This window comes from Nocardia africana NBRC 100379, from assembly GCF_001612635.1.
GTDB lineage: Bacteria > Actinomycetota > Actinomycetes > Mycobacteriales > Mycobacteriaceae > Nocardia > Nocardia africana.
Window position 1 is genome coordinate 27,391 of the sequence record NZ_BDAV01000006.1, and the last position, 11,783, is coordinate 39,173.

13 protein-coding genes are annotated in these 11,783 nt (G+C 62.1%); 8 read left to right on the forward strand and 5 right to left on the reverse strand.

Annotation, left to right across the window (positions count from 1 at the left end; all coding sequences use genetic code 11):
- Nucleotides 1–153 precede the first annotated feature (153 nt).
- From NA3_RS08200 to NA3_RS39245, 8 genes are all read left to right on the forward strand, one after another.
- Complete coding sequence (locus NA3_RS08200; protein ID WP_062962987.1) at nucleotides 154–345, forward strand: hypothetical protein; 192 nt, start codon at nucleotides 154–156, stop codon at nucleotides 343–345.
- A 224-nt stretch (nucleotides 346–569) separates the two neighbouring features.
- Nucleotides 570–914, forward strand: a complete 345-nt coding sequence (locus NA3_RS08205) for a type VII secretion target (protein ID WP_227995312.1) — start codon at nucleotides 570–572, stop codon at nucleotides 912–914.
- A gap of 4 nt (nucleotides 915–918) precedes the next feature.
- Complete coding sequence (locus NA3_RS08210; RefSeq protein WP_062962988.1) at nucleotides 919–1,224, forward strand: WXG100 family type VII secretion target; 306 nt, start codon at nucleotides 919–921, stop codon at nucleotides 1,222–1,224.
- Nucleotides 1,221–2,594, forward strand: a complete 1,374-nt coding sequence (locus NA3_RS08215) for a hypothetical protein (protein ID WP_062962989.1) — start codon at nucleotides 1,221–1,223, stop codon at nucleotides 2,592–2,594. Before NA3_RS08210 ends, NA3_RS08215 begins: the two co-directional genes overlap by 4 nt.
- Nucleotides 2,595–2,604: 10 nt before the next feature.
- Nucleotides 2,605–2,901 (forward strand): hypothetical protein, encoded by a 297-nt coding sequence (locus tag NA3_RS08220; RefSeq protein ID WP_063917375.1) that lies wholly within the window; start codon nucleotides 2,605–2,607, stop codon nucleotides 2,899–2,901.
- Nucleotides 2,902–3,916: 1,015 nt separating this feature from the next.
- Entirely contained in the window at nucleotides 3,917–7,636 is a 3,720-nt protein-coding gene (locus NA3_RS08225; RefSeq protein ID WP_157126539.1) for a DEAD/DEAH box helicase, read from the forward strand.
- Nucleotides 7,637–8,060: 424 nt separating this feature from the next.
- Nucleotides 8,061–8,510, forward strand: a complete 450-nt coding sequence (locus NA3_RS08230; protein ID WP_128145157.1) for a DUF4234 domain-containing protein — start codon at nucleotides 8,061–8,063, stop codon at nucleotides 8,508–8,510.
- Nucleotides 8,511–8,595: 85 nt separating this feature from the next.
- A complete protein-coding gene (locus NA3_RS39245; protein ID WP_369689783.1) occupies nucleotides 8,596–8,676 on the forward strand; it encodes an excalibur calcium-binding domain-containing protein in 81 nt (26 codons plus the stop codon).
- Nucleotides 8,677–8,903: 227 nt separating this feature from the next.
- Here NA3_RS39245 and NA3_RS08235 read toward each other — a convergent pair whose 3' ends face one another.
- The 5 genes from NA3_RS08235 to NA3_RS08255 form a co-directional block, all read right to left on the reverse strand.
- The gene (locus NA3_RS08235; RefSeq protein WP_062962993.1) at nucleotides 8,904–9,338 is read right to left on the reverse strand and encodes a YbaB/EbfC family nucleoid-associated protein; all 435 of its coding nucleotides are present in this window, start codon (nucleotides 9,336–9,338) and stop codon (nucleotides 8,904–8,906) included.
- 86 nt (nucleotides 9,339–9,424) lie between these two features.
- Complete coding sequence (locus tag NA3_RS08240) at nucleotides 9,425–9,724, reverse strand: immunity protein CdiI family protein (RefSeq protein ID WP_062962994.1); 300 nt, start codon at nucleotides 9,722–9,724, stop codon at nucleotides 9,425–9,427.
- 8 nt (nucleotides 9,725–9,732) lie between these two features.
- Nucleotides 9,733–11,118: a WXG100-like domain-containing protein gene (locus NA3_RS38125; RefSeq protein ID WP_218021788.1), complete on the reverse strand. Its 1,386-nt coding sequence runs from the start codon at nucleotides 11,116–11,118 to the stop codon at nucleotides 9,733–9,735.
- Complete coding sequence (locus NA3_RS08250; protein WP_062962996.1) at nucleotides 11,115–11,408, reverse strand: WXG100 family type VII secretion target; 294 nt, start codon at nucleotides 11,406–11,408, stop codon at nucleotides 11,115–11,117. Before NA3_RS08250 ends, NA3_RS38125 begins: the two co-directional genes overlap by 4 nt.
- Nucleotides 11,408–11,734 carry a WXG100 family type VII secretion target gene (locus NA3_RS08255; protein ID WP_062962997.1) on the reverse strand — a complete coding sequence of 109 codons (327 nt, stop codon included), beginning with the start codon at nucleotides 11,732–11,734 and terminating at the stop codon, nucleotides 11,408–11,410. Before NA3_RS08255 ends, NA3_RS08250 begins: the two co-directional genes overlap by 1 nt.
- Nucleotides 11,735–11,783: the final 49 nt, after the last annotated feature.

Here is an 11,783-nt window from a genome sequence, read left to right on the forward strand (position 1 = left end):
CGACGAACTGCCACGGCGAGAACCCGGCCGCACCCAAATCCCATGCGCCCGTGACCGATTGCCTCAGCTATCCACCCCGGACCTCACGGCATTGAGACGAGTCGCCGACGCCCTGCGCGACTGGCGCCCCCACACCGATAGCCGACAGCCGCGATGATCGACCACCACATCAACCCGGACACCGCGCGCCTGCGTTTCCTGATGGCACGCGCCCGCCGCGGCGGCTATCAACTCATCGTCGAACCCAAACAGATCAACCGATGGGTTCTGGTCGACATCGACGACGGCGAGCGCCTGTTCGAATCCGCTTCCCTGGCCGAAGTCGAACGGTACTTGAGCGAATAGCGCTCCATGACGACGGGGCAATCACCCCGATACACCACGCATGCGGACTTGACCCTCCGGGGAGAAACCGGGACCACACGACCGGGAACTCTCGACCGTCGCGAAGCACCTTGGTGGCCAGTCGAAACCGATCACCGCGCGACCGATCAGCTGCTTGTTCACGCGTCGTTCGGCACACGCGATCATGATGGACGGACGGACCGCTGATCGCCTAGCATCGCAGTGTGACTGATAGTGGGGGGAACATTCCAGGTCCTGGCCAGGGTTTTTCGGTTATCCCGGAACAGGTGCGTGATGTCGGGATCTACATCTACGGCTTGGCGGACACCTTATCCGGAGCTCTGAGTTCCGCGGCCGGGGAAGTCGCCGAACTGCTCAACGGCAGCTGGACCGGCGACTACGCCGACGAATTCTCCGAGGGGTGGACCGAGGTCCACGACGGCGGACGGCAGATCTTCGCGGCACTGACCACCATGGCGGAAAAGCTCGGAGTCACAGCCGAAACTTTCCAGTCGGTGGACGCGAACAATGCTGCGGTGCTGGATATCCCGAAGTTGAACTGGACATAGCCCGATGGCTTCACAGTTCTCGGTCGACCTCGAACACCTCGACCAGATCGTGTCCCGGCTGTCCGGTCTGGCTGGCTTCATCGCTGACCATCTCGCCGATATCGAACACCGTGTCGCAGCCCTCCAAAGCACCGGCTGGGAGGGTGTGGCCGCCCGCGCCTATGACGATGCTCACCGCGAATGGATCAGTGGCGCAAAAGAACTCGTCGAAGGCGTCAAGGACATGAGCGACGCTGCCAGACAAGCCCACACCGCGTACAGCACGGCAGTGGAACTCAACGGGCGGATGCTACGGAGCGGGCAACCGTGATCGTCGACTGGCAGGTCTACTACGAAGCCGCCAAGAAATGCCGAGACCTGGCCGACGAACTGCGTAAGGCCGACAAACCTGTCCACGACGCGATCAAGGGCGACTGCCTAGGGATGTCCGGCGACGCCCCCGGCTGTGCGGATTGGGGCAAGGCCTACGACACCGCCGCCAGACAAACCCTGCAGGCCAGCGCGAGCCTGGCCAATGCGCTGACCAACTATGGTGCGGTCTTGTACGCCATGGGCCACAACTACGGGGTCGCCAACAAATCCAATCCCTCCCCGCCACAACCTGACGTCACTCAGGTCGGCGAATACAAGGTCTCCCTCCCGTCTTCCGTAGCTCCCAATGGCCCTGGGCTCGACGATCACGGTGCGGTCAAGGAATTTTTCGACAAGCTGCTGGCCAAGGTGCTCAACACCTTCGGGAAGCTCCCCAACGGCGATAGAAACAAGCTCGACAAGGCCCACACCGTCTGGGACACCTTCGCCAAACACCCCACCGTCACCGGCGCCGCCGCCGGTATCTCAGGAATCTCGGCGATGTTCGACGGGATGGACGACGCCACCAACCGCGGTCTGCTGCAGGACCATTTCGCCACCTTGAAAACCAGCGCCGACACCGTCGCCACCTCCGCCCAGCAGATGGCTGCTCCCGTCGCGGACTATCGTGACGCCACGGTGGCGCTCGCCAGCGACACCAGTAGCAAGATCAACACCCTCGAACTGACCATCGCGATCACTGCGATCGCTGGTGGTCTGCTGGCTCTGTTCAGCGCTGGTACCTCCGCGGTCGCCGCGACTGCGGCCATCGACGCCGACGTCGTCACCACCATGGAGGCCATTCAGGCCGCCTACCAAGCCAGCCGGATGAAGACCGTGATCGGCCTGGCGGCCCTCGCCGCCGGGGCAACCGGCACCATCGACGCCTTTCACGCCCTACCCACGATCGACCTGGACAAGGCCGCCACCAACCTCGCCACCATCATCGCCATGAAGGTCATCGTCGCCGCGGACGGCGCGATGACCGTGGCGACCAAATACGAAGATCTGCCGCAGGCTCCGGGCATTCCACTCGGCGGCCTCACCGATGAATCCGAGGAGTACATCAAGGGAAAGCATGTTCGGGGCGGCGACAACGTCACGCCCGACAAGAGCACCTTCCCCGAAGGTACCGACCTCGATGCACTGGCCGAGGCCGCGGTGAACGTCACAGCTCGCGGACCGAACGATTACGGCAACTACGAACGTGAGGTGGATGCCGGTCACCCGATCGGAAACAGGTCGCAGAACAACGGCGGCCAACCGACGAACAAGTACAAGGTGATCACGGACAGGTGGGGTACCGTCATAAACATGTTCCCCGAATAAGGAGGATGCGTTGGGAATAACGATAAGCGTGCAGAACATGAACCACAACGAGACAGAGTCATTCTCCGGCGCCGCCGCCGACACGCTCTCGGATATAGTCTTGGATTCACCCACGGGTCCGATGATGCGCGGAATTCATAAATACGCCGACACCATGTTCAATTCATACCAGCTGAAATTCTTCCTGGAGGAGCTGGATTCCGCGAATCCGCAGAGCGACGCGGAGCGAGAACTTTTCTCCGTCCTGCGGCGAGCATCGGAATCGGCGATCCGGCAGCAGGGTTACCTGTGGTTCAGTGGTGACTGAGAGGTACCGACGGTCGCCGTGCGGGACTCGACGTGAAGGGAATTCGGTTGAGCGAATTCCGGATCGATGACATCTTTCGGGTGAGCTTTCGCCCGAATCCGATTATTGTCGGCAGAACTGGCGACATATTCTGGGTCGGAGATCAGGTCGAGCTACTCAAAGGAGATGAGTCAACCGTTCAGGGCGTTCTGGAGGGTATTGAGATTCACCGCTCCCCTTCCGGCCAGTACTCGTTTGCGTTTTCCCGAGAAATATCCGAACGAGCAGAACCCGGGGACATAATACGCACAGTGTAGCCGGCGAATCGTTTACAACCAGCCGAATCCGGTTCCACTCGGTGCGGATCTGCTCCACAATCGAACCGCCCGGGTCGGGGCGGCATTCGGTCGCGAGCCAGGACAGACGCCGTTGTCTGCCGACGCAACCAAGAAGTCTGAAGTCGAGGGATTCAGCGTCACCTGCCGGCAACCAACGCGGCCGGTGCAGCACCGCTACACGCGTCGAGCCGGGGTGCCAGCCGGGGGTGGACCGGGACGGCGACGGGGGCGCGTGCGAGCGGTAGGCCGGACCGATCCAATTGTCGTCATTGGCGACACCTGGCGCTGTCGCCATATGACGACAGCGACTGTGCATCGACTCTATGATCCCGAGGACGACCACCAGGTGCACGTCGTGAGAATAGCCGAGCGACAAGGCCCCCGATCCCACGGCCGCGTGCTACTACCAGCATGTGAAACGAAGGTGCACAACGGTTCTCACACCGCGACAGCACATGCGGCGGCGGGACGGGCACGCAGGGACTTGCTACACGGGCTGATCTCGGGCCGGCACATCCTTCCCACAGTCCGCCCGCCCGTGTCGAGGAACCATGGTTTGCGCGATCACCGCGAGCACCTATCTGCGATGAGGTACCTTTTTCTACAGTGCAACAACAGGTTTCGAGCCAGCGGGGGTTAGCGTGCACAATCGTAGTGATGCCGAGAGCCGAGCACAGATCGTGCGGTACTGGCGCGCCGTGGAGTACTTCAGCCCACCCAAAGTCGAAGCGGTCGACCCCAACAACGACGTTCGAGCAGTCAGCAAGGGACGCCCGCTTCCGTGGGAGGCGGGGGTGCTGGCGACCCCGCGCAAGGAACGAATTTGGCGACACACCGTGTACGCCGGAATCTTCGAAACGCGCAAGGTGCGCGAGGTGCTCCAGGAAGCGCTGCGCGCGCCCGAATCCGAGCACGATCTCGATGGCCGGGTCAAAGGTACGAGTGCGCTGCTGAGTTTCGGAGTCGACGAAGCAGGCCATCTGATCAAAGAGAGCATCACGTTGTCCTCGTGTGCGTGGGCGGTGAGCCGAACTCTCACCCCTGGCCCCGATGACGATGCGTGGCTCGACGGCTTCGACGACGACCAGGAGAAGCTGCTGGGCTATCTCTTCGAAATCGGTGACGGCCGCATTCCGGTCAGTTCTACGTCGGAAGCCGCGGGCCGCGGACTCGGTTTGGTCGCCGGCACAGCAGCACGGGTTGCGCTCGATGTCGCAACCGGAGGAATCTCGGCGCTACCGTCCGTGGTCGGCACAATCGCCGCACCGACGGTCGGCCCGATCGCCGCGAAGGTGATCGAGAAGATCGGCGATTCGCTCGCCAAGGACGCGAACGACACCATCAACGCGACCGTCAAACCGAAGCTGAGCAGGAACGGGAAAGACACGGAACCTGAAAGCCCCGAGGGTGATGACAGCTCCGCCCCGACCGGGCTCGGCACCAAGGTGCTCACCGTCGACGACCTTGCCGCGATCACCCGATGGGTTGCAGAGACGCTGGGGCTGGCGGAAGCGCTGGAGCCGAGGAACATTCGTGTCAAGAGCCGTCAGATCCCATTGCGCACAGCGGATGATGCGGCGGGTGATGAGTTCCTGAACAGCTTCTACGCCCCGGACCTCGAACTGGTCGCAGTCTCACTGGCCGCCGGAGACGCCGGAAAAGCACTCACCGATTATCTCCGCGACGACGAATCGATCGATATGGCACAACGTGTCGATCTGCGGAGATCGCCGGCAACGGTGTTGCGTACGCTGGCGCCGGACGCCATGCCCCTCGGGCGCTGGCCTTCCCCGCCGACCGAGCCACTGGCATTGAGCCAGCAATTCGCCATAAACGAGATCTTCAACAGCCTTGCAGATCCAGCCGCTCGTGGCTTGTACGCGGTCAACGGGCCGCCCGGAACAGGTAAGACGACAATGCTCCGGGATCTGATCGCCGCGATCGTGGTGGCGCGAGCGACCAGGTTGGCACGGTTGAAGTCCGCATCCGAAGTGTTCCAGAAGACGCCCCTGGCATGGACGACCGAGGAAACCGTCAAGAAGTACCATCGGAAGCTGCATCCGCTGCGTGCCGATCTGACCGGCTTCGAGATTGTGGTCGCGTCTTCCAACAACGGCGCCGTAGAGAACATCACACTAGAGGTACCAGCGTCGAAAACTATTGATCTGGAGACGTTCCCGGACGCCGACTACTGGGCCGGCCCCGCCACAATCCTGACGGGAACCTCCTGCTGGGGCGCAGTCGCCGCCCGATTGGGCCGGCGAAGTTTTCGGCAAGATTTCGTAGATCGGTTCTGGTGGGGGACGGACAAGCGGAGTAAGAACCGGGAGGAACCCTCCGAGATGGTCGGGCTGCATCAGATCCTGATGGATCTCGAGCACTCCGTCTCAGTGGAGTCAGACTCGAATCTGCCGACATGGAACGAGGCCGTCGACCGGTTCAATGCCGCGATCGAGAGCGTGAAACAGCTTGCGCAGCAACGTCAACGCATCGCCGACATCCTCATTCGCGAGTCCGAGTCGGATCCTCGACTCATCGCACTGCGCAATGACGCACAGGGACAACATGATTACGTCGCCCGTCTTCGCCAGTATCGCGACGAACTGCAACGGCTCGCCGACAACACCCAGGCAGAACGTAGACGAGCCGAAGCGGAGCTCAGCAATGCGCTCGAAGCGCGGGATGCCGCGGCCAACGGTGTGGCGTGCGCCAACACAAAGGTTCAATTCGCCAGTGCGCAGTTGAATACACATCTCGCGGGAAAGCCGGGCAGGCTCCGACGATTCTGGTCACGCAATGCTTTGGACGAGTGGAACAAGGAAGCGAGTCCATTCAAAGAAGCACTGGCGATCGCCGACGCCGCACTGTCGAGCGCCGAGGCGCACTTCGATGCTGCCGAGGCCGCGTTGACCGCACGAAGGCGAACCCTCAGCACTAAGATTCAGACGGAACGTCAATACTGCCAACAACTTTCGCAATGCGACCGAAACATCGAGCGCTCAACCGAGAACGCTCGCTCGGCGGACAGAGCGGTGTCCGATCGAGAAGCACGGCTCCGTCGAGACGCCGACCTTCTGGATGAGGCGCGGCGCCGGTGGCCCCGCTCTGTGCCGGGAGCGGAATGGACAGCCGATCCGGACGATCGCGGCGCGATGGAGTATCGGGAAACGTCCTCGCCGTGGATGGATGCCGAATTCGCCGACGCGCGGTCACGAGCCTTCCTCGCTGCGTTGGACTTGCATCGCGCAGCGCTCACCACTCAGCCGGCCCTCGCACGGCGCAATCTCCTGGCAGCGATGGATGTTGTCAGCGGTGCCGCACCATCCGATATGCGACCCGCGATCAAGCTCGCCGCGTGGCAGATGATCTTCTTCGTGGTGCCGGTGATTTCGACAACCTTTGCCTCGATGTCGCGCATGTTCACCTCCCTCGGACGCGAGTCGTTGGGCTGGCTTTTCATCGACGAGGCAGGTCAAGCCGCGCCGCAGGCAGCGGTCGGTGCGCTCTGGCGATCACAACGCGCGGTGATGGTCGGAGATCCGCTCCAACTGGAACCGGTCGTGAATCTGCCCTGGTCGGGGCAGAAGCGCCTGTGTCGACACTTCGGAGTCGACCCGCAATGGACACCGCAGAACACGTCGGTCCAGTCACTCGCGGACCGAATCAATCGATTCGGCACCTGGATTCCCAACACCGGCGATGCCGGGTATACCTGGGTCGGGTCACCGCTTCGGGTACACCGGCGCTGCGATCGGCTCATGTTCGAGGTCAGCAACGAGATCGCGTACGACGGTCTGATGGTTTACGGCGTCACCGAACGCAAGCCGTTCGAATTGCTCACGCAGAATACGTGGCTCGACGTCGGCGCTCGACCGAGCGGCAGTAAATGGAATCCGTTGGAAGGTCGATACGTCGACGCCACGCTGAACAGAATTGTCGAGCGGATCTCCCGTCAAATGGACCACGAACTCGCCGACGCGGGCCTGAAACTGCCCGACTGGGCGGTCGACGATACGGAGCGCGCCGATGAGTTGGCCCGGCGCCTCGCTTCGGCCGTATTCATCGTCAGCCCGTTCCGCGACATTGCGCAAACGCTACAGAAGTCGGTGGCCAAAAGGTTTCCCAAGGGAGCGGACCGTGTCGGCACGGTCCACACCACCCAGGGGAAAGAGGCCGACATCGTGATCTTGGTGCTGGGCACCGCGGCCGATCAGGACGGATCGCGCACGTGGGCCGCGAAGACGCCCAACCTGTTGAATGTGGCTGTCACCCGCGCCCGTCGGCGGCTCGTCGTTGTCGGCGACTTCCAGAAGTGGTCGCATCACCGCAACTTTCACGTCCTCGCGCAGCACGGAAAGCGCGGGACAGGCGGCCTCTTGACTGTTATCGATACTTCGAAAGAGTGGCGCCTGAGGTAGCAGCCCCGAATCCGGTTCCACTCGGTGAGGAGGAGTGCCCGTCCGATGGCAGATCTGCAAGAACGGGAACAACACATCGGCGCACACGCGAAGCCTGACCTCACGCTGATAGCCCGCGCCCGCCGCGGCGGCTACCAACTCATCGCCGAACCCAACCAGAGCAACCGCTGGGTATTGGTCGACATCGACGACGGCGAACGCCTCTTCAAATACCCGTCCCTGGCCGAAATCGACCGGTACCACTCGAGCGAAAAGCCGAGGTCAGGGCGATACTCCACACCCACCGGCATGCACGCCGACTCGCATTCTCGATCTTGCGCGGGATCTGCACCCCGCCCCAGTCCGGCGCCAGCAAATACATGGTGTAACGCTCGTCACACTCCTCCGCGATCTGTCAGCAGATGCGCAGGATAAGGAGCAACTCATGACGGAACCTATGCGCCGCCAACAGCCAAATCTCGCCGACAACGACTTCCCTCGGCCAGTGTCAGCCCTTCCGATACGCCCCGAGTCGCCGCCACCGATCCGTCGTCAAGGCGCGTGGACGTTGTGGTGGCTTTGCGTGGTCACCCTGGGCGTCTACTACTTCATCTGGTACCACCGCATCGGATCGGAGCTGACGGCATTCACCGACAGGCCACATGCGGCATGGGCGCGGTGGTGGGCGCAGCTGATCCCGATCTATAACCTGATCGGGCTTCATCGGATGGCGAAGCTACTCAACGACGCTCACACGCAGGCGGGATCCAATGTGCGTGTGTCGCCCTTCGTGATGTGGTTCTGGGCGCCCGCATGGTTCGCGTCGCAGACACGGTACCTGCAGCGTCGGATCAATGTCCTCGCCGAGATCCAGCAAGCGAAAATGACTCGATGAGAACAGACGCCGTTGTCTGCCGACGCAACCAAGAAGTCTGAAGTCGGGGGATTCAGGCGTCGCCTGCCGGCAGCCAACGCGGCCAGTGCGGCAACCACTACGGCGGCGAGCCTGGTACCGGCCGGGGCGGGACCGGGACAGCGACGGGATCGCGTGCGAGCGGTAGACCGGACCGATCCCATTGTCGTCATACGGCGACACTTGGCGATGTCGCCATATAGCGACAGCGACCGTGCATCGTCCCGATGATCCCGCGGACGACCACCAGTTGCACGTGGTCCATGCGGTTCTGATCGACATCGACAACAGCGAGCACCTATTCGAATCTCTCTGACCGAAGTCGAACGGCATTCGCGCGAACAGCGCTCGCGCTGGCCTGCTCCTGAGGTTGCGCTATCCGCCGGTCCAACCGCCGTAACGGTTTCGCCGTTCGAAGTACGCATCGTCGGCCGCAGCGATGTCTTCATCGGTCATGGACGATCGCTGGGCGCCAGGCCCGACTGCGGCAGGATGAACCTGCTCGACCTGCTTCTTGATACGCGGATCGGCGGCGGCGATGAGCCGGTCAACCTTCGCCTTGACCTCGGCACGCGCCTTGCGGTAGCAGTCGAGCAGAGCGCTGGTCAGCTGTGCACTACTCCAGCGCATCGCACCGGGCGCGATCTGTAACGAGGTGATGTCGCCCTGTGCATCCAATTCGACCAAGACGCCCTGAGTTTCACCACGACCCCGGATGGCGGCCGCAGCCTCTGCCAACTGCTGACCGTTTCGACGAACCTGCTCGAGGCTCTGCTGCAGTTGTTGTTCCCACGACTTGAAATCTGTCATGTCACCCCGCCGATCAGCGTTACGGCGTACTCCTCGACTTGGTTCCGAACCTAAGTTCTCTCGCTCACTGTCGTTCCTTAGTCCGATCAACTCTCGGGATTGAAGTCGACCGCCCACTCCGATCCCAACGCCGCCCGCAAACGCTCCGCGAGCCGCTCGCCGTCCTCCCAGAAAAGGCGCTCCTCGGAGGGCGACTCGAATTGCGGGTTTCCAGGATCATTCGCCAGGTCGTAGGTGGCGTCCCACCGATCCGCCCACTCGTTCAGAGCATGCGCAAGATCGACTGAGATCCCCAAGGACTCCGGAGATACGTTGTCATACATCCCGTTCCGGTAGACCCAGGTCGGATAGCACTGAATCTCAGGACGAAGCCTCAGCTGCTGCATTGCGCTCCTTACGAAACGGGGTTGGCGCCCACGATGAACCCGTTACTCCCAACGGTAACAGCGATTTTCAGCATAGTGCCGTTGTGCATGATCTGGTAAATGGGGCGGTCACGGCCCGAGACGCCAACTTTCTCCCCCTCCGTGACCGCCCGCATCACCAACTCAGGAATGTCTCCCTCGGGCACACCCTTGTTCGCGAAGTCTCCGGAATGGGAGAGGATGTGTTGGAGTCCTGCCCTCTTGTTTCCTTCTTCCAGGAAGATCACTTTTCCGTCCGCATCACGTCCGATCTGCACGATCTTGTCAGGGTCGAACTTGACCCCCTCTTGCTCCAGTTGCCGAATCATCTCGTCCCGCTCCGCCGCCGTCGTTGCGGGACCTGTCCGCGGCACAGGCGGTTTGCCACCCGGTCGAGGCAGCTTCGCCTTGGCGGACTCGACCCATTTCCGAATGCGTTCGAGCAGCGGCTTCATCCGCTCGATCAGCGGGGCAACTGCATCGGTGACAATCTTTGCTACCTTCCCGGCAAGATCAGCGATGATCGTGGCGACACGGCGAGCCTTCATTGCGACCCGCCCGGCGAGAGCCGAGTTTCCGACCCACTCGGACAACGATCCGGTAATCGGAGCAAGAATTGCGAAGCCTACCTCCCATGCGGCAGTTTCTATCGCGAATTCTTTGAGTTCATCGAGGATCTTGTGGTGTGCCTCGTCGAGGTAGTGAGCATAGTTTCCGCACGCATCGCCAATCGTCTGGCATGCATCGGCAAGAGCGTTGAAATCGTCCTTTCGATCGCTGCACGTTTGAACGGATATTTCGATCTCGGGCGACTGCTGATTGTTGAGGAGGTCGACGGCTTGCTGTTCCTCGCCGGCGATCGTGCGGAAATCAGCCGCTGCTGTATGCCAGGCCGTCTGCGCTGAGTTCAGCTGGTCCTGATGCCCGTTCGGCCATGTCCAACCGACGAGATCTTTGATGAATGACCAGCCGAAGGGCTCCGGGATGCCGCCACCCGCCGCAGACGGCACCGTTTCGGCGAGACACGGGTCGGGAAATAGCTGTGGCTGCGTCGGTGGAGGCAGGTCGCGGTGATCCGCAGTGACTTCGGCCACCTCATGGTTGTAGGCACCTATCGCGATCAGATCCCGGGTCTGCCCGCAAGCTGTCGCCAACTTGGACGACGTCGAGACCGCGAGCTGCGCAGCCTGATCGTACGACGCCGCCCACTGCCCTCCGACACTGTCGTCACCAGCCATACCCGCATACGTGGACAGAACAGTCATCAAACCACCGTGAGTGGTCTGAGTGTCATTAGCCATCTGACCGAAAACTTCAGCAGCCGAGTGATATTCATCGCCACGGCAAACAATGATCGGTACCGTCGGCGGGCTCATTGCGGCCACATTCCGGTATTGGCAGGTCCGACACCGTGATAGGCCGTTCGAGCGGCAGCCAGCTTCTGTCGTAGCGCCTTAAGTGCGCCTTGCATTTCGGCGGCCGCCGCAATCCGTGCGTCGTGCGCCTCCCTATGCGCCTTCGCCGCATCACCAGTCCAATCGACGTGCAACTCGTCGATGCGCCGGGCGATCTCTTCGGCCTTCGTTTCGAGCGCGGCCTCGAGCTTCGCGGTGGCGTCGATCAGCCGTTGCATACCATCGAGATCCACCCGGTAGCTGGCCGGCATTACTGCGGTCCCGGGCTATCCGTGGCACCCGCGCGGCCGATCGATTCCGCCGAGCCGGAGTCCGAGGTGGCGAGCACGCCCGCCGCGCTGCGCAAAGCTCCCACGTCAGCGAAGAATGAACCGATTATTCTGCGTGCGCCCTCTTCCCATTCCGACCAGGGCCCTTCATGCGAACCCGCCGCCGTACCTTGCCAGTCGCCACCGAGAAATGCCCACACCGCACGCATATGCGTGTCCACTACATCGGCGAGCTCGTCGGCAGTGCCCTGCAGCCAGTCCGCAGTCGCATGCATCGCAGCGGGATCTGCGTTCACCCGATCTGCCATGTAGCTCCCCCTGTCCGGACCTCATGATCAACGCGTACAAACTATAGGA

Bases quoted from the DNA above. Each gene is read 5' to 3' on its own strand.
- NA3_RS08200 (WP_062962987.1), top strand. From the start codon at position 154: ATGATCGACCACCACATCAACCCGGACACCGCGCGCCTGCGTTTCCTG.
- NA3_RS08210 (WP_062962988.1), top strand. From the start codon at position 919: ATGGCTTCACAGTTCTCGGTCGACCTCGAACACCTCGACCAGATCGTG.
- NA3_RS08230 (WP_128145157.1), top strand. From the start codon at position 8,061: ATGACGGAACCTATGCGCCGCCAACAGCCAAATCTCGCCGACAACGAC.
- NA3_RS08235 (WP_062962993.1), bottom strand. From the start codon at position 9,338: ATGACAGATTTCAAGTCGTGGGAACAACAACTGCAGCAGAGCCTCGAG.
- NA3_RS08240 (WP_062962994.1), bottom strand. From the start codon at position 9,724: ATGCAGCAGCTGAGGCTTCGTCCTGAGATTCAGTGCTATCCGACCTGG.
- NA3_RS38125 (WP_218021788.1), bottom strand. From the start codon at position 11,118: ATGAGCCCGCCGACGGTACCGATCATTGTTTGCCGTGGCGATGAATAT.
- NA3_RS08250 (WP_062962996.1), bottom strand. From the start codon at position 11,408: ATGCCGGCCAGCTACCGGGTGGATCTCGATGGTATGCAACGGCTGATC.
- NA3_RS08255 (WP_062962997.1), bottom strand. From the start codon at position 11,734: ATGGCAGATCGGGTGAACGCAGATCCCGCTGCGATGCATGCGACTGCG.